We start from the raw sequence: 18,039 nt of genomic DNA, 5'->3' as shown, positions 1-18,039 counted from the left end.
AAGACCAGGCGCTTTTCCGATTCACGCAGCATCTGCCGCTGCGCTGCCTAGACTTCCCTTGTTCGGCCACGCCGAGAGGACACCCGTCCTCTTCATAAAAGACAGACAAGAACAAAGAGGAAGTCTCATGCTCAAGCACACCGCGAAGGCGCTCGTCTGCGCACTTTCCCTGACCGTCGCCGGAATCGTCCAGGCGGCCGACCCGATCGTCATCAAGTTCTCCCACGTCGTCGCCGAGCACACGCCCAAGGGCCAGGGCGCGCTGCTGTTCAAGAAACTGGTGGAGGAACGCCTGCCGGGCAAGGTCAAGGTGGAGGTCTACCCGAACTCGTCGCTGTTCGGCGACGGCAAGGAGATGGAAGCCCTGCTGCTGGGCGACGTGCAGATCATCGCGCCGTCGCTGGCCAAGTTCGAGCAGTACACCAAGAAACTGCAGATCTTCGACCTGCCGTTCCTGTTCGACAACATCCAGGCGGTCGACCGCTTCCAGCAGAGCCCGCAGGGCAAGGAGCTGCTGACCTCGATGCAGGACAAGGGCATCACCGGCCTCGGCTACTGGCACAACGGGATGAAGCAACTGTCCGCCAACAAGCCCCTGCGCGAGCCGAAGGACGCCCGCGGCCTGAAGTTCCGCGTGCAGGCCTCCAAGGTGCTCGAGGAACAGTTCAAGGCGGTGCGCGCCAACCCGCGCAAGATGAGCTTCGCCGAGGTCTACCAGGGCCTGCAGACCGGCGTGGTCAACGGTACCGAGAACCCCTGGTCGAACATCTACTCGCAGAAGATGCACGAAGTGCAGAAGTACATCACCGAATCCGACCACGGCGTGCTGGACTACATGGTGATCACCAACACCAAGTTCTGGAACGGCCTGCCGGAAGACGTGCGCGGCGTTCTGGCCAAGACCATGGACGAGGTGACCGTGGAGGTGAACAAGCAGGCCGAGGCGCTCAACCAGGGCGACAAGCAGCGCATCGTCGAGGCCAAGACCAGCGAGATCATCGAACTCACTCCCGAACAGCGGGCCGAATGGCGCAAGGCCATGCAGCCGGTGTGGAAGAAGTTCGAAGGTGAGATCGGCGCCGACCTGATCAAGGCCGCCGAAGCCGCCAACCAGGCTCAATAAGAAGAAGAGGGAAAGCCCATGCACGCGCTCGCGCGCGTCTGGGCGCGCCTGGAGGAAGGCCTGATCGCCTTCCTCCTCGCCGCCATGACGCTGGTTACCTTCGTTTATGTAGTCCTCAATAACCTCTACACGCTGTTCTACGATCTCGCCGACCTCTGGGAGGGCGGCAACGAGACGCTGCTCGCCATCGGCGACGCCATCCTCAGCCTGGCCCAGGAGATGACCTGGAGCAACGCCCTGACCAAGGCCCTGTTCGCCTGGCTGATCTTCCTCGGCATCGCCTACGGCGTACGCACCGCCGGGCACCTCGGCGTGGACGTGCTGGTGAAGCTGGCTTCGCGGCCGGTACAGCGGGTCCTCGGCGTGATCGCCTGCCTGGCCTGCCTCGGCTACGCCGGCCTGCTCTGCGTGGCCAGCTACGACTGGGTGAAGACCCTGTTCATCGCCGGCATCGGCGCCGAGGACCTCGACCACTTCGGCATCCGCCAATGGCACATCGGCCTGATCGTGCCGGTCGGTTTCGCCCTGGTGTTCATCCGTTTCGCCGAGATCCTCGTGCGCATCCTGCGCAACCGTCAGACCGGCCTGGGCCTGGCCGACGAGGCCGCCGACGCGCTGAAGCTGACCGAGCACGAGGAGCCGAAAGCATGACCATCCTGTTCCTCTTCCTGCTGCTGTTCCTGCTGATGTTCATCGGCGTGCCGATCGCCGTCTCCCTGGGGCTCTCCGGTGCGCTGACGATCCTCCTGTTCAGCCCGGACTCGGTACGCTCGCTGGCGATCAAGCTGTTCGAGACCTCCGAGCACTACACCCTGCTGGCGATCCCGTTCTTCCTGCTCTCCGGCGCGTTCATGACCACCGGCGGGGTGGCGCGGCGCCTGATCGACTTCGCCAACGCCTGCGTCGGGCATATTCGCGGCGGCCTTGCGATCGCCGCGGTGCTCGCCTGCATGCTCTTCGCCGCGCTGTCCGGTTCCTCGCCGGCGACGGTGGCGGCGGTCGGCTCGATCGCCATCGCCGGCATGGTCCGTTCGGGCTACCCACAGGCGTTCGGCGCCGGGATCGTCTGCAACGCCGGCACCCTGGGCATCCTCATCCCACCGTCGATCGTCATGGTGGTCTATGCCGCGGCGACCGAAACCTCGGTCGGCAAGCTGTTCATGGCCGGCGTGGTCCCCGGACTATTGCTGGGCCTGATCCTGATGGTGGTGATCTACATCGTCGCCCGGGTCAAGAAGCTGCCAGCCATGCCGAGAGTCAGCCTTCGCGAATGGATCGCCAGCGCGCGCAAGGCGCTCTGGGGCCTGCTGCTGATGGTGATCATTCTCGGCGGCATCTATTCGGGCGCCTTCACCCCAACCGAGGCTGCCGCCGTCGCGGCCGTGTACTCGGCGTTCGTGGCGCTGTTCGTGTACAAGGACATGCGCCTGAAAGAGTGCCCGAAGGTGCTGCTGGAGTCCGGCAAGCTGACCATCATGCTGATGTTCATCATCGCCAACGCCATGCTCTTCGCCCATGTGCTGACCACCGAGCAGATTCCGCAGAGTATCGCCGCCTGGGTCACCGACCTCGGGCTGTCGCCGTGGATGTTCCTGCTGGTGGTGAACATCGTGCTGCTGATCGCCGGCAACTTCATGGAGCCCTCGGCGATCATCCTGATCCTGGCACCGATCTTCTTCCCCATCGCCATGGAGCTGGGTATCGATCCGATCCACCTCGGCATCATCATGGTGGTGAACATGGAGATCGGCCTGATCACCCCGCCGGTCGGCCTCAACCTGTTCGTCACCTCGGCGGTCACCGGCATGCCGCTGGGCGCGACCATCCGCGCGGCGCTGCCGTGGCTGATGATCCTGCTGGTGTTCCTGATCATCGTGACCTACATCCCGGCGGTATCCATGGCATTGCCGAACTGGCTGGGGATGAGCTGACGGAACGGTAACGACGGCGGAAAACCCCGCCCTGCGCTCGGGCCTTCGGCAAAAATCCGCTCATGCCGCAGGCCCGTGTCCCGCAGTTGACGGGCCGGGCCACCTGTCGATGGCTGGCACGCCGCTTGCTCAATCGCTCGCAGTGCCCCTGGCACCGGCTTTCGGTTCGCCCGGCGAACCGCGCCCTTCGGCCACGAACCGGATGGCGGCCCCTTCCCCCTGTGCCGACGTGCGCCAGCACGCGCGGCGGGTGGGCGGCGATCCCGTCCCCCCAGCGGTCTTCATACCCTGAAGTCCAAATGAAGAAGCCCGGCGAACGCCGGGCTTCTTCATTTCTTTCCTTGTGCTTTTTCGTTCTTTGATGAGAGCGGAAAATTATTTTTACTTATAAATAAAAAAGCACCTACACCGAAATACTGAAACACTTCTCTGGCAAACCGTGGCGGTTTTTCGGCGGACCGCCAACAAGCTGGCGAGCCCCCCTCCAAAAGTCAGAATACCGTCTCGCGAAATTCATTGATCGGCATCAACGATCCGGCTTGATCCGCGGCTTATAGCCCGATTTCGAGCAATTTCAAGCTTTCCCCGTAGCGGATGGCAAGACTTCCCCTATCACATGAAAAAACCGCCCTATTCCGGGCAGGTCTTAGATTCCTCTTCTATCTTTGGCACTCGCAACTTACAGGAATGCGTCATCTAATTACTTTGAGTAGGAAGCTATTGACGTGGATCAGCATTCAACAATAGCCGCTGCCGCCTAATGGCTTCACTCTCAATTCCTATAGGGAGATTCCGAAAATGGCCCAAGAATCCAGCCAAAAACTCCGACTAGGAGCGCTAACGGCTCTGGTTGTCGGCTCGATGATCGGAGGGGGCATCTTCTCCCTTCCGCAAAACATGGCAGCCAGCGCCGACGTCGGCGCCGTCCTGATCGGATGGGCGATCACCGCCGTCGGTATGCTCACCCTCGCTTTCGTCTTCCAGACCCTCGCCAACCGCAAGCCCGAACTCGACGGCGGCGTGTACGCCTACGCCAAGGCCGGCTTCGGCGACTACATGGGTTTCTCCTCGGCCTGGGGCTACTGGATCAGCGCCTGGCTGGGCAACGTCGGCTACTTCGTCCTGTTGTTCAGCACCCTCGGCTACTTCTTCCCGATCTTCGGCAAGGGCGACACCGTCGCCGCGATCGTCTGCGCCTCGGTCCTGCTCTGGGCCCTGCACTTCCTGGTGCTGCGCGGGATCAAGGAAGCGGCGTTCATCAACACCGTCACCACCGTGGCCAAGATCGTGCCGCTATTCCTGTTCATCCTGATCTGCCTGTTCGCCTTCAAGCTGGACATCTTCACCGCCGACATCTGGGGCAAGAGCAACCCGGACCTGGGCAGCGTGATGAACCAGGTGCGCAACATGATGCTGGTCACCGTCTGGGTGTTCATCGGCATCGAGGGCGCGAGCATCTTCTCCTCCCGCGCGGAAAAACGTTCCGACGTCGGCAAGGCCACCGTGATCGGCTTCATCACCGTCCTGCTCCTGCTGGTGCTGGTCAACGTGCTGTCCATGGGCGTGATGACCCAGCCGGAACTGGCCAAGCTGCAGAACCCGTCGATGGCGCTGGTACTCGAGCATGTGGTCGGCCACTGGGGCGCCGTGCTGATCAGCGTCGGCCTGCTGATCTCGCTGCTGGGCGCGCTGCTCTCCTGGGTGCTGCTGTGCGCCGAGATCATGTTCGCCGCGGCCAAGGACCACACCATGCCGGAGTTCCTGCGCCGCGAGAACGCCAACCAGGTGCCGGCCAACGCCCTGTGGCTGACCAACATCTGCGTACAGGTGTTCCTGGTGGTGGTGTTCTTCACCTCGGGCGACCCGGACGGCATGGACCCGTACACCAAGATGCTGCTCCTGGCTACCTCGATGATCCTAATTCCGTACTTCTGGTCCGCCGCCTATGGCCTGCTGTTGACCCTGAAGGGCGAGACCTACGAGAACGATGCCCGCGAACGCAGCAAGGACCTGGTCATCGCCGGCATCGCTGTGGTCTACGCGGTCTGGCTGCTCTACGCCGGTGGCCTGAAGTACCTGCTGCTGTCCGCCCTGCTGTATGCGCCCGGCGCGATCCTCTTCGCCAAGGCCAAGCACGAGGTCGGCCAGCCGATCTTCACCGGAATCGAAAAACTGATCTTCGCCGCAGTCGTCATTGGCGCCCTGGTGGCTGCCTACGGCCTCTACGACGGTTTCCTCACCCTCTGATTACTCCACTGGAGACGTGAAATGAGCACGGAAAAAACCAAACTTGGCGTCCACTCCGAAGCCGGCAAACTGCGCAAAGTGATGGTCTGCTCGCCCGGACTCGCCCACCAGCGCCTGACCCCGAGCAACTGCGACGAGTTGCTGTTCGACGACGTGATCTGGGTGAACCAGGCCAAGCGCGACCACTTCGACTTCGTCACCAAGATGCGCGAGCGCGGCATCGACGTCCTCGAGATGCACAACCTGCTGACCGAGACCATTCAGAACCCGGAAGCGCTGAAGTGGATCCTCGATCGCAAGATCACCGCCGACAGCGTCGGCCTGGGCCTGACCAGCGAGCTGCGCTCCTGGCTGGAGAGCCTGGAGCCGCGCAAGCTGGCCGAGTACCTGATCGGCGGCGTCGCCGCTGACGACCTGCCCGCCAGCGAAGGCGCCAACATCCTCAAGATGTACCGCGAGTACCTGGGCCATTCCAGCTTCCTGCTGCCGCCGTTGCCGAACACCCAGTTCACCCGCGACACCACGTGCTGGATCTACGGCGGCGTGACCCTGAACCCGATGTACTGGCCGGCGCGACGACAGGAAACCCTGCTGACCACCGCCATCTACAAGTTCCACCCCGAGTTCGCCAACGCCGAATTCGAGATCTGGTACGGCGACCCGGACAAGGACCACGGCTCCTCGACCCTGGAAGGCGGCGACGTGATGCCAATCGGTAACGGCGTGGTCCTGATCGGCATGGGCGAGCGCTCCTCGCGCCAGGCCATCGGTCAGGTCGCCCAGTCGCTGTTCGCCAAGGGCGCCGCCGAGCGGGTGATCGTCGCCGGCCTGCCGAAGTCCCGCGCCGCGATGCACCTGGACACCGTGTTCAGCTTCTGCGACCGCGACCTGGTCACGGTCTTCCCGGAAGTGGTCAAGGAAATCGTGCCCTTCAGCCTGCGCCCCGATCCGAGCAGCCCCTACGGCATGAACATCCGTCGCGAGGAGAAAACCTTCCTCGAAGTGGTCGCCGAATCCCTCGGCCTGAAGAAACTGCGCGTGGTCGAGACCGGCGGCAACAGCTTCGCCGCCGAGCGCGAGCAATGGGACGACGGTAACAACGTGGTCTGCCTGGAGCCGGGCGTGGTAGTCGGCTACGACCGCAACACCTACACCAACACCCTGCTGCGCAAGGCCGGCGTCGAGGTCATCACCATCAGCGCCAGCGAACTGGGTCGCGGTCGCGGCGGCGGCCACTGCATGACCTGCCCGATCATCCGCGACCCGATCGACTACTGACAGACAACCCTCTCTCGAGCTGAACGGCGGCGTCCCCAGGAGGGGCGCCGCCCACCGACTTCCCACAAGGAGATCAATCATGGCTTTCAACATGCACAACCGTAACCTGCTCAGCCTGATGCACCACAGCACCCGCGAGCTGCGTTACCTGCTCGACCTGTCCCGCGATCTCAAGCGCGCCAAGTACACCGGCACCGAGCAGCAGCACCTGCAACGCAAGAACATCGCCCTGATCTTCGAGAAGACCTCCACCCGCACCCGCTGCGCCTTCGAGGTGGCCGCCTACGACCAGGGCGCCAACGTCACCTACATCGACCCGAACTCCTCGCAGATCGGCCACAAGGAGAGCATGAAGGACACCGCGCGGGTCCTCGGCCGGATGTACGACGCCATCGAGTACCGCGGCTTCAAGCAGGAAATCGTCGAGGAACTCGCGAAGTTCGCCGGCGTTCCGGTGTTCAACGGCCTGACCGACGAATACCACCCGACCCAGATGCTCGCCGACGTGCTGACCATGCGCGAGCACAGCGACAAGCCGCTGCACGACATCAGCTACGCCTACCTGGGCGACGCGCGCAACAACATGGGCAACTCCCTGCTGCTGATCGGCGCCAAGCTCGGCATGGACGTACGCATCGCCGCACCGAAGGCGCTCTGGCCGCACGACGAGTTCGTCGCCCAGTGCAAGAAATTCGCCGAGGAAAGCGGCGCCAAGCTGACCCTCACCGAGGATCCGAAGGAAGCCGTGAAGGGCGTGGACTTCGTCCACACCGACGTCTGGGTGTCGATGGGCGAGCCGGTGGAAGCCTGGGGCGAGCGGATCAAGGAACTGCTGCCCTACCAGGTCAACATGGAGATCATGAAGGCCACCGGCAACCCGCGGGCCAAGTTCATGCACTGCCTGCCGGCGTTCCACAACAGCGAGACCAAGGTCGGCAAGCAGATCGCCGAGCAGTATCCGAACCTGGCCAACGGCATCGAGGTGACCGAGGACGTCTTCGAGTCGCCCTACAACATCGCCTTCGAGCAGGCCGAGAACCGCATGCACACCATCAAGGCGATCCTCGTCTCGACCCTCGCCGACATCTGACCGCGCTCCTGCGCCCCGGCCCACGCGGCCGGGCGCAGCCGCCTTCCGGAGGTAACCTATATGCGTATCGTCGTCGCATTGGGCGGTAATGCCCTGCTACGCCGTGGCGAACCCATGACCGCGGACAACCAGCGGGAAAACGTGCGGATCGCCGCCGAACAGATCGCCAAGGTGGCGCCCGGCAACGAGCTGGTGATCGCCCACGGCAACGGCCCCCAGGTCGGCCTGCTGGCCCTCCAGGGGGCCGCCTACGACCAGGTCTCGCCCTACCCGCTGGACGTCCTCGGCGCGGAAACCGAGGGCATGATCGGCTACATGATCGAACAGGAGATGGGCAACCTGCTGCCGTTCGAAGTGCCGTTCGCCACCATCCTCACCCAGGTCGAGGTGGACGGTAAGGATCCGGCGTTCCAGAACCCGACCAAGCCGATCGGCCCGGTCTACTCCAGGGAAGAAGCCGAGCGCCTGGCCGCCGAGAAGGGCTGGAGCATCGCCCCGGACGGCGACAAGTTCCGCCGCGTGGTGCCCAGCCCGCGGCCGAAGCGGATCTTCGAGATCCGCCCGGTGAAGTGGCTGCTGGAGAAAGGCACCATCGTCATCTGCGCTGGCGGCGGCGGTATCCCGACCATGTACGACGAGGCCGGGAAGAAGCTCAGCGGCGTCGAGGCGGTGATCGACAAGGACCTCTGCTCCTCGCTGCTGGCCCAGGAGCTGGTGGCCGACATCCTGATCATCGCCACCGACGTCGACGCGGCCTACGTCGACTGGGGCAAGCCGACCCAGAAGGCCATCGCCCAGGCCCACCCGGACGAACTGGAGCGCCTCGGCTTCGCCGCCGGCTCCATGGGACCGAAGGTCCAGGCCGCCATCGAGTTCGCCCGCGCCACCGGCAAGGACGCGGTGATCGGTTCGCTCGCGGACATCGTCGCGATCACCGAGGGCAAGGCGGGAACGCGAGTCAGCACGCGCAAGGCGGGCATCGAGTACCGCTGATGCCCCCCAGGGCCGCTTCGCGGCCCTTCTTCATTCTCCTCCGCCGGCATCGGGCGTAGGGCGGATAGCGCCACGCGTCATCCGCCGCCTCCGCGGACGCCCCGGCGCCGCGCCTCTGCGCGGACTTTCAAGCAAGTCCCGCAACACTCGCCCACGCACCACCTCTGCCAACAGCCCGGCCATGGGCGTCAATCCCCCCACGGCAGACCGCCAGCACTTGTGGAAAGCCCACGCAACGCGGTATTCAGTAGGAAAATACGTGACTCGATAGTCATGATTCACGTCAGCATAGTCACCCTGATCATTTCAACGGCCACTGGCTCGTGCCCGGGTCCGTGAAGCTCGCCTCGCCGACGGGAAAGGCCGCCATCGCCGCCACGCGCTTCCCGCTCCGGACCAGGCAGCAGCCCGGCACGCGAACGACTATTCGAAGGAGTTTCTGAGTGATGTCTCGACTACCGGTCATTGTTGGTTTCGGTGGCTACAACGCAGCAGGCCGTAGTTCCTTCCACCACGGCTTCCGTCGCATGGTCATCGAATCGATGGACCCGCAGGCGCGCCAGGAAACCCTAGCCGGCCTGGCGGTCATGATGAAACTGGTCAAGGCCGAAGGCGGCCGCTACCTGGCCGAAGACGGCACGCCGCTGTCCCCGGAGGACATCGAGCGGCGCTACGCCGAACGCATCTTCGCCTCTACCCTGGTGCGACGCATCGAACCGCAGTACCTCGACCCGGATGCAGTCCACTGGCACAAGGTCCTCGAGCTGTCCCCTGCCGAAGGCCAGGCGCTGACCTTCAAGGCCTCGCCCAAGCAACTGCCCGAGCCGCTGCCGGCCAACTGGTCGATCGCTCCCGCGGAGGATGGCGAGGTACTGGTGAGCATCCACGAGCGCTGCGAGTTCAAGGTCGACAGCTACCGTGCGCTGACGGTGAAGTCCGCTGGCCAGCTGCCCACCGGTTTCGAACCGGGCGAGCTGTACAACTCGCGCTTCCACCCGCGCGGCCTGCAGATGTCGGTGGTCGCCGCGACCGACGCGATCCGCTCCACCGGCATCGACTGGAAGACCATCGTCGACAACGTCCAGCCCGACGAGATCGCGGTGTTCTCCGGCAGCATCATGAGCCAGCTCGACGACAACGGTTTCGGCGGCCTGATGCAATCCCGCCTGAAGGGCCACCGGGTCTCGGCCAAGCAACTGCCGCTGGGCTTCAACAGCATGCCCACCGATTTCATCAATGCCTACGTGCTCGGCAGCGTCGGCATGACCGGCAGCATCACAGGCGCCTGCGCCACCTTCCTCTACACTGCAGAAGGGTATCGACGTCATCACCAGCGGCCAGGCCCGGGTGGTCATCGTCGGCAACAGCGAGGCGCCGATCCTGCCGGAGTGCATCGAGGGCTACAGCGCCATGGGCGCACTGGCCACCGAAGAAGGCCTGCGCCTGATAGAAGGCCGCGACGACGTGGACTTCCGCCGCGCCAGCCGGCCGTTCGGCGAGAACTGCGGCTTCACCCTGGCCGAGTCCAGCCAGTACGTAGTGCTGATGGACGACGAACTGGCCCTGCGTCTGGGCGCGGATATCCACGGCGCGGTAACCGACGTGTTCATCAACGCCGACGGTTTCAAGAAGTCCATCTCCGCCCCCGGCCCGGGCAACTACCTGACGGTAGCCAAGGCGGTGGCCAGCGCGGTGCAGATCGTCGGCCTGGACACCGTGCGCCACGCCAGCTTCGTCCACGCCCACGGCTCCAGCACGCCGGCCAACCGGGTCACCGAATCGGAAATCCTCGACCGCGTGGCCAGCGCCTTCGGCATCGACGGCTGGCCGGTCACCGCGGTGAAGGCCTACGTCGGCCACTCCCTGGCCACCGCCAGCGCCGATCAACTGATTTCCGCCCTGGGCACGTTCAAGTACGGCATCCTCCCTGGGATCAAGACCATCGACAAGGTCGCCGACGACGTCCACCAGCAGCGCCTGAGCATCTCCAATCGCGACATGCGCCAGGACAAGCCGCTGGAGGTGTGCTTCATCAACTCCAAGGGCTTCGGCGGCAACAACGCCAGCGGCGTGGTGCTGTCGCCGCGAATCGCCGAGAAGATGCTGCGCAAGCGCCATGGCCAAGCGGCCTTCGCCGCCTACGTCGAGAAGCGCGAGCAGACCCGCGCCGCCGCCCGCGCCTACGACCAGCGCGCGCTGCAGGGCGACCTGGAGATCATCTACAACTTCGGCCAGGACCTGATCGACGAGCACGCCATCGAGGTCAGCGCCGAACAGGTGACGGTGCCCGGCTTCAGCCAGCCGCTGGTATACAAGAAGGACGCGCGTTTCAGCGACATGCTCGACTGAGCGCCGCCACAACGGCAAAGGCCCGGCTAGAAGACCGGGCCTTTTCGTTTCAGTGCAGCGCGCGCGCCAGTTGGATCAGCTCGCTGCGCCACTCGGCAGCGCGCGGCAGGGCCAGGAATGAGCCGTTGAGGTAGTCCTCGCGCGGCTCGTAGGTGAATGGCGCGCCATGCAGGTCGAGCACCTCGCCGCCGGCGCCTTCCAGCACACCCTGGGCGGCGGCCGTGTCCCATTGCGAGGTTGGCGTCAGGCGCGGATAGCAGTCGGCAGCGCCCTCGGCCAGCAGGCAGAACTTCAGCGAACTGCCGATGCTGGCTCGCCGCAGGTCGCCGAAGCGCTCGCTCAAGCCATCCAGCAGGCGCTCCTGGGCCGGGCTGCCGTGGCGCTTGCTGGCCACCACGGTGAAGGCCTCCTCGGGCTCCAGGCGCACACTGATCGGTTGCGCGCGGCCATCGGCCTCCTCGCGCCAGGCACCGAGACCGGCGCCACCGTAGTAGCAGCGGCCGCTCACCGGCACGCCGACCAGGCCGAACAGCACCCGGCCATCCTCGACCAGGGCCACGTTGACGGTGAACTCCTCGCTACCGGAGATGAACTCCTTGGTGCCGTCCAGCGGGTCCACCAGCCACCAGCGCCGCCAGTGGCCGCGCTCGCTCAGCGGTATCTCGCAATCCTCTTCGGAAAGCACCGGAATGTCCGGCGCCAGCGCCCGCAATCCCGCCTCCAATATATGGTGCGCGGCCAGGTCGGCGGCAGTCACCGGCGATTCGTCGGCCTTCGAGCGCACCGCCACGTCGGCGCGCCAGTGCGGCAGGATCGCCTCGCCGGCGCGCCGCACCAGCGCCACCAATTCGCCCCAGGGCACCGGCCTCATGCCTGGTACTCGCCGCGCTGGGTGAGCAGGTCGCGCACCAGGTACAGCGCGGCCAGGGCGCGGCCTTCGCTGAACTGGGCGTGCTGGGCCAGGCTCGAGAGTTCGCGCAGGCTGATGCGATCGACGCCCATCGGCTCCGGCTCGTCGCCCGGCAGGCGCTCCTCGTAGAGATCGCGCGCCAGCACCACCTGGATGCGCTGGCTCATGTAGCCCGGCGACAGCGACAGTTCGGTGATGTGCTCCAGTTGCCGGGCCCCGTAGCCCGCTTCCTCCTTGAGTTCGCGGTTGGCCGCCGCGAGGATGTCCTCGCCCGGCTCGACCAGGCCCTTGGGCAGCGACAACTGGTATTCGTCGACCCCGGCGCAATATTCCTCCACCAGCACCGCGTGCTCGGCATCGAGCATGGCCACCACCATCACCGCACCGTAGCCCTGGCCCTTGCCGACCAGACGCTCGTAGGTGCGCTCGACGCCATTGCTGAAGCGCAGTTGCAACTCCTCGACAGCGAACAGTCGGCTCTTCGCGACGATCTCGCTGGCGAGTACGGTGGGTTTCTGACGCATGTGGATAACTCCTTGGCGAAGCCGGCGGGTTATCATACCCCGGCTTTTCCGATTATCCCTGTCGGAGATTGATGGGAAGCGACAGATTTCCGCATCGATCGCGACGAACCGCGACAAGAGCCACCATGCCCACCCTGCCCTGGTCCGCCATCGACACCGTGCTGCTCGACATGGACGGCACCCTGCTCGACCTGCACTTCGACAACCACTTCTGGCTGGAACACCTGCCCCAGCGCTATGCCGAACGCAACGGCCTGAGTCGCGCCGAAGCCGACGCCGTGCTCGAGCCGCTGTTCCGCGAACACGCCGGCCAGCTCAACTGGTACTGCCTGGATTTCTGGAGCCGGGAACTGGACCTGTCGATCCGCGAACTCAAGCATGAGGTGGCGCACCTGATCTCGCTGCGTCCGCACGCCGATACCTTCCTCGCCGCCCTGCGCCGGGCCGGCAAGCGCGTGGCGCTGATCACCAACGCGCACCGCGACTCGCTGTCGCTGAAGCTGGAACGGATCGAACTGGCGCCCTATTTCGACCGACTGATCAGCTCCCACGACTACGGCTACCCGAAGGAGGACGCGCGCTTCTGGAGCGCCCTGCAAGCCGATTTCGGCTTCGACCCGCAGCGCAGCCTGTTCATCGACGACAGCCTGCCGATCCTGCGCAGCGCCCGCGCCTATGGTGTCGCCCACCTGTTGGCGGTACGCCACCCGGACAGCCGTGGTCAGGTCCGGGACACCGAGGAGTTCGCTGCCCAGGAGGACTACCGGCGGCTGCTCGAAGGACTGCCGTAGCCGCGGAAACGAAAACCCCGCCACGCGGGCGGGGTTGGCGAAACGCCGGGATCACTCGGGAATGCGCAGGACCTGGCCGGGGTAGATCTTGTCCGGATGGCTGAGCATCGGCTTGTTGGCCTCGAAGATCTTCATGTAGGCGTTGGCATTGCCGTATTCGGCCTTGGCGATGGCGCTCAGGGTGTCGCCTTTCTTCACGGTGACGAAGCGCGCCTCCGGAGCGGCCTGGGCCACGGTGATCTTGTCTTCCACCGAGGAGACGCCGGCGACGTTGCCCAGCGCCAGCAGGATCTTCTCTTTCTCCTCCTGGCTGGCCACCTCGCCCGAGGCGATGACCTTGTCGCCTTCCACCGAAACCTGGATGTTCGGGTTGCCCAGGCCGACCTTGGCGACGTGCTCCTTCAGCGACTCGGCCGCCTGTGCCTCATGCCCCGTCAGCGTATCCCACAGCTTTTCACCGGCTTCCTTCACGAACGCGAAAATACCCATCTTTGGTTCTCCCTTTACGGTTACGGTTGCAAGCGGCCGGCGCAATCCCGATCCGCGACTAGCCAAGTCTAGACTGCAAAAACCGGCGAAATATCCCTAGCCTCCTTCGCCACCCCATAACACTGCGCCCATTCGCGTTAAGATTCGGCGACACCCCCGCCACGGAAGCGCCGATGGACATCAAGCAACTGAAATTCCTCTGCGCCCTCGACGAAACCCGCCACTTCGGCCAGGCCGCCGCACGCTGCCACGTCACCCAGCCGACCCTGTCCATGCGCCTGCGCAGCCTGGAAGAAGAACTCGGCCTAGAACTGGTGCGACGCAGCCAACGCTTCGAAGGCTTCACCGAGGCCGGCGAGCGCGTACTGGCCTGGGCACGCAGCCTGCTGGCGGCCCAGGAAGGGCTGTACGCGGAAGCCGCCGCCTGCCGCGGGCAACTGGTCGGGACCCTGCGCCTGGGCGTGGTGCCGCTGGCCAGCTTCGACCCGATGCGCCTGGTCCAGCACATGGCCGGGCGCCACCCGGAGTTGCGTTTCCAGCTCTATTCCCTGAGTTCGGAACAAGTACTCGAAGGCCTGGCGCGCAACCAGTTCGATCTCGGCGTCTCTTATCTGGACCGTCTGGACCGCAGCCATTTCGAGGGCATCGAACTGGCGGAGACCCGCATGGGCCTGCTCCATCACCCCAGCCATTTCCCGCTCGACGCCGCGCTGCTGAACTGGGATGCGCTGGCTGGCCTGCCGCTGGGCCTGCTCTCGGCGGGCATGCACTTCCGCCAATCCATCGACCACAACTTCCGCAGCCGCGGGCTGAGCCCCATCGCGCGCCTGGAAACCGACTCGGTGCAGCAACTGCTGCAGGCGGTGCAGCGTGGCTTGTGCTGCGCGATCATGCCGTTGGGCAGCGAAGTCGACGACGAGTTGCGCCTGGTCCCCATCGAGGACGCCCATACCCTGGCAGCGCTCGGCCTGATCATTCGCAGCGGACAGCCGCGCTCGGCGCTGGCCGAAGCCTGCTTCGAGGAGGCCCGGACCTGGCTGGCGCCCGCCGGCTTGATAGACCCTGTCGATCAGGGTATCGGCACAACCGATTAGACGCCGCTCCGCGACAGGCCTAGGCTGGCTCCACACCTAGAACGATAGGGCCCAGCCCATGCCTTGCCAGCCTGCATGCCCGGTATCCGCCGATACCTGGGCGCCTTCCGCCGTTCCCGACGTTTACCGCTACGCCGACCTGCACCTGCCGCAGCAGATCGGCCAGGCCTCCCTTGCCGCCGAGTGTGCCCTGGCGATCAGTTACAACGGACTGAACCAGGCGGTGATGATGGCCTCGCCCGAGGACATCGAGGATTTCGTCCGCGGCTTCACCCTCAGCAGTGGCTTCGTACAGGCCATCGACGAAATCTATGAAATCCGCGTCAGCGGCCAGGGCGAATCCCTCCACGCCGAGGTCGAGATCAGCAGCCGCGCATTCTGGAACCTCAAGCGCCAGCGCCGGCAACTGGCCGGCACGTCAGGCTGCGGCCTGTGCGGCGTCGAAGCCCTGGAGCAGGCGCTGCCGCAACTGCCGGAGCGGTCGTCGCAGGCGCTGCCTCCCGCCGCCCATCTCGGCGCCCTGCGCCAGCGTATCGAGCAGGCCCAGCGACTGGCGCGCCATAGCGGCGCCCTGCATGCCGCGCTGTATTTCGACGGGCATGGCGAGCTGCGCCTGTGTCGCGAGGACATCGGCCGCCACAACGCCCTCGACAAGCTGATCGGCGCCCTGCATGGACAGGGACTGGACGCTGCGCAGGGCTTCGCCGTGGTCACCAGCCGCTGCAGCCTGGAGCTTATCCACAAGGCCGTACGCGCCGGGATCGGCACCCTGGTCAGCCTCTCCGCGCCAACCGCCCTGACCGTGCAATGGGCGCGCCGCCACCAGCTGAACCTGATCCACCAGCCCCATCACAGTGCCCCGCGGGTCTACAGCCCGGCGCCGGCCGCAACCGAGTGAGTCCGTCATGAGCCTGCAACCTCTCCAACCCCGCTACAAGCCCTACGCCGGTGCTGCCGCCGGCTGGGGCGCGCTGCGCAGCGTGGCGCACTTCTGGCTGGACAGCAAACAGCCGTTCAAGAACCTCCGCGCCCTGCTCAAGACCAACCAGAACGGCGGTTTCGACTGCCCCGGCTGCGCCTGGGGCGACTCGCCGGAAGACGGCCGGGTGAAGTTCTGCGAGAACGGTGCCAAGGCAGTCAACTGGGAAGCCACCAAGCGCCGCGTCGACACGGCGTTCTTCGCCCGTTACAGCGTCAGCGCCCTGCGCGAACAGAGCGACTACTGGCTGGAATACCAGGGCCGCCTCACCGGACCGATGCGCTACGACCCGCTCAGCGACCACTACCAGCCGATCACCTGGGACGCCGCCTTCGCCCTGGTCGCCGAGCACCTGCGCCGCCTGGATAGCCCCGACCAGGCGGAGTTCTATACCTCCGGGCGGGCCAGCAACGAGGCGGCCTACCTCTACCAGTTGTTCGTCCGCGCGTTCGGCACCAACAACTTCCCCGACTGCTCGAACATGTGCCACGAGGCCAGCGGCGTGGCACTGGGCCGCAGCGTCGGGGTCGGCAAGGGCAGCGTGACCTTCAACGACTTCGAACACGCCGACGCGATCTTCATCCTTGGGCAGAACCCCGGCACCAACCACCCGCGCATGCTCGAGCCGCTGCGCGAAGCAGTGAAGCGCGGCGCCCAGGTGGTCTGCTTCAACCCTCTCAAGGAGCGCGGCCTGGAGCGCTTCCAGCATCCGCAGAATGCGCTGGAAATGCTGACCAACGGCTCCTCGCCGCTGAACACCGCGTTCTTCCGTCCGGCACTGGGCGGCGACATGGCGGCGATCCGCGGGATCGCCAAGTTCCTCCTCGCCTGGGAGCGCGACGCCCAGGCCGAGGGTGGCGAGCCGGTATTCGACCACGCCTTCATCGCCGAGCACACCGACGGCCTCGAGGCCTACCTGGCCGAACTGGATGCCACCCCCTGGGAACACCTGGAGCGCCAGTCCGGGCTGAGCCTGGCGGAAATCGAACAGGCTGCGCGGATGTACCGGCGGGCGAACAGGGTCATCGTCTGCTGGGCGATGGGCATCACCCAACACCATCATTCGGTGGCGATCATCCAGGAAATCGTCAACCTGCAACTCCTGCGCGGCAACCTGGGCCGCCCGGGCGCCGGTCTCTGCCCGGTCCGCGGCCACAGCAACGTGCAGGGCGACCGCACCATGGGCATCAACGAGCGGCCGCCGGCGGCGCTGCTCGACGCACTGGAACGGCGCTTCGGCTTCGAAGTGCCACGCCACAACGGGCACAACGCCGTCGAGGCGATCGCCGCGATGCTCGCGGGCAAGTCGAAGGTCTTCATCGGCCTGGGCGGCAATTTCGCCCAGGCCACCCCGGACAGTCCGCGCACCCACGCCGCCCTGGCGTCATGCGACCTGACCGTGCACATCAGCACCAAGCTCAACCGCAGCCACCTGACCACCGGCCGCGACGCACTGATCCTGCCCTGCCTGGGGCGCACCGACATCGACCGCCAGGCCGAAGGCCCGCAGGCGGTCACGGTGGAAGACTCGTTCAGCATGATCCACGCGTCCTACGGACAACTGGAGCCACTCTCGCAGCAGATGCGTTCGGAACCGGCGATCATCGCCGGCATCGCCAAGGCAACCCTGGGCAACCATCCGGTGGACTGGGACGCGCTGATCGCCAACTACGAGCGCATCCGCGAGCTGATCGCCGACACCATCCCCGGTTTCGCCGACTTCAACCGCCGCGTCCGGCATCCCGGCGGCTTCTACCTCGGCAACGCCGCCGGCGAACGACGCTGGAACACCGCCAGCGGCAAGGCCAACTTCGTCGCCAACCCGCTGCCCCGCGACCTGTTGCCAGCACAGGTGCGCGACAGTGGCCTCGAACCCGACCTGATCCTGCAGACCCTGCGCTCCCATGACCAGTACAACACCACCATCTACGGCCTGGACGATCGCTATCGCGGAGTGAAGGGCCAGCGCGAAGTGGTATTCGCCAACGAGGCGGATATCCGCCGCCTGGGCTACCAGCCGGGCGACAAGGTCGACCTGGTCTCGCTGTGGAGCGATGGCATCGAACGCCGGGTACGCCGCTTCACCCTGCTCGCCTTCGACATCCCGGCCGGCCAGGCAGCCGCCTACTACCCGGAAACCAATCCCCTGGTGCCGCTGGAGAGCGTCGGCGTCGGCAGCCATACGCCGACTTCGAAGTTCATCGCGGTACGCCTGGAAAAGGCCACGGGCGACGGGCGCAT

At 65.4% G+C, this 18,039-nt stretch carries 14 protein-coding genes and 1 pseudogene; 12 read left to right on the top strand and 3 right to left on the bottom strand.

What is annotated here, in order from left to right; genetic code table 11:
• The first annotated feature begins 127 nt into the window (after nt 1–127).
• The 8 genes and pseudogenes from dctP (at nt 128) to fabY (ending at nt 11,011) form a co-directional block, all read left to right on the top strand.
• The gene (gene dctP / locus FFS27_RS02850) at nt 128–1,123 is read left to right on the top strand and encodes a C4-dicarboxylate TRAP substrate-binding protein DctP (protein WP_003105525.1); all 996 of its coding nucleotides are present in this window, start codon (nt 128–130) and stop codon (nt 1,121–1,123) included.
• Between the two features lie 18 nt (nt 1,124–1,141).
• The gene (gene dctQ / locus FFS27_RS02845) at nt 1,142–1,774 is read left to right on the top strand and encodes a C4-dicarboxylate TRAP transporter small permease protein DctQ (RefSeq protein ID WP_003096191.1); all 633 of its coding nucleotides are present in this window, start codon (nt 1,142–1,144) and stop codon (nt 1,772–1,774) included.
• Nucleotides 1,771–3,054 carry a C4-dicarboxylate TRAP transporter large permease protein DctM gene (gene dctM, locus FFS27_RS02840; RefSeq protein WP_003096192.1) on the top strand — a complete coding sequence of 428 codons (1,284 nt, stop codon included), beginning with the start codon at nt 1,771–1,773 and terminating at the stop codon, nt 3,052–3,054. The genes dctQ and dctM overlap by 4 nt, the downstream gene beginning before the upstream one ends.
• 798 nt (nt 3,055–3,852) lie before the next feature.
• Complete coding sequence (arcD, locus tag FFS27_RS02835; protein WP_021263148.1) at nt 3,853–5,301, top strand: arginine-ornithine antiporter; 1,449 nt, start codon at nt 3,853–3,855, stop codon at nt 5,299–5,301.
• Nucleotides 5,302–5,322: 21 nt separating this feature from the next.
• Complete coding sequence (arcA, locus tag FFS27_RS02830) at nt 5,323–6,579, top strand: arginine deiminase (protein WP_003141895.1); 1,257 nt, start codon at nt 5,323–5,325, stop codon at nt 6,577–6,579.
• A 79-nt stretch (nt 6,580–6,658) separates the two neighbouring features.
• Nucleotides 6,659–7,669, top strand: a complete 1,011-nt coding sequence (locus FFS27_RS02825) for an ornithine carbamoyltransferase (RefSeq protein ID WP_003096197.1) — start codon at nt 6,659–6,661, stop codon at nt 7,667–7,669.
• Nucleotides 7,670–7,729: 60 nt separating this feature from the next.
• Nucleotides 7,730–8,662: a carbamate kinase gene (gene arcC / locus FFS27_RS02820; RefSeq protein ID WP_003096199.1), complete on the top strand. Its 933-nt coding sequence runs from the start codon at nt 7,730–7,732 to the stop codon at nt 8,660–8,662.
• Between the two features lie 446 nt (nt 8,663–9,108).
• A pseudogene (gene fabY, locus FFS27_RS02815) lies at nt 9,109–11,011 on the top strand (beta-ketoacyl-ACP synthase FabY).
• A 49-nt stretch (nt 11,012–11,060) separates the two neighbouring features.
• Here fabY and cysQ read toward each other — a convergent pair.
• Entirely contained in the window at nt 11,061–11,882 is an 822-nt protein-coding gene (cysQ, locus tag FFS27_RS02810; RefSeq protein ID WP_003100038.1) for a 3'(2'),5'-bisphosphate nucleotidase CysQ, read from the bottom strand.
• A complete protein-coding gene (gene nudE / locus FFS27_RS02805; RefSeq protein ID WP_003096206.1) occupies nt 11,879–12,445 on the bottom strand; it encodes an ADP compounds hydrolase NudE in 567 nt (188 codons plus the stop codon). The genes cysQ and nudE overlap by 4 nt, the downstream gene beginning before the upstream one ends.
• A 125-nt stretch (nt 12,446–12,570) precedes the next feature.
• Here nudE and yrfG point away from each other — a divergent pair, with 125 nt between their 5' ends.
• Nucleotides 12,571–13,236 (top strand): GMP/IMP nucleotidase, encoded by a 666-nt coding sequence (yrfG, locus tag FFS27_RS02800; RefSeq protein WP_003096208.1) that lies wholly within the window; start codon nt 12,571–12,573, stop codon nt 13,234–13,236.
• A gap of 51 nt (nt 13,237–13,287) precedes the next feature.
• On the opposite strand, the gene lysM is transcribed toward yrfG, so the two are convergent.
• Complete coding sequence (lysM, locus tag FFS27_RS02795; protein WP_003096210.1) at nt 13,288–13,725, bottom strand: peptidoglycan-binding protein LysM; 438 nt, start codon at nt 13,723–13,725, stop codon at nt 13,288–13,290.
• A 173-nt stretch (nt 13,726–13,898) separates the two neighbouring features.
• Here lysM and FFS27_RS02790 point away from each other — a divergent pair, with 173 nt between their 5' ends.
• From FFS27_RS02790 to FFS27_RS02780, 3 genes are all read left to right on the top strand, one after another.
• On the top strand, nt 13,899–14,819 hold the full coding sequence (locus FFS27_RS02790) for a LysR family transcriptional regulator (RefSeq protein WP_003096212.1): 921 nt from the start codon (nt 13,899–13,901) through the stop codon (nt 14,817–14,819).
• Nucleotides 14,820–14,877: 58 nt separating this feature from the next.
• Nucleotides 14,878–15,717, top strand: coding sequence for a formate dehydrogenase accessory sulfurtransferase FdhD (gene fdhD, locus FFS27_RS02785; RefSeq protein ID WP_023101703.1), 840 nt, complete (start codon nt 14,878–14,880; stop codon nt 15,715–15,717).
• Nucleotides 15,718–15,724: 7 nt separating this feature from the next.
• A partial coding sequence (locus FFS27_RS02780) for an FdhF/YdeP family oxidoreductase (RefSeq protein WP_137951931.1) occupies nt 15,725–18,039 on the top strand: 2,315 nt, incomplete at its 3' end.

This window comes from Pseudomonas sp. 2VD (assembly GCF_005503585.1).
GTDB lineage: Bacteria > Pseudomonadota > Gammaproteobacteria > Pseudomonadales > Pseudomonadaceae > Pseudomonas > Pseudomonas aeruginosa.
The sequence above is the reverse complement of the archived record's forward strand: the minus strand, read 5'-3'. Positions and strand labels throughout refer to the sequence as shown.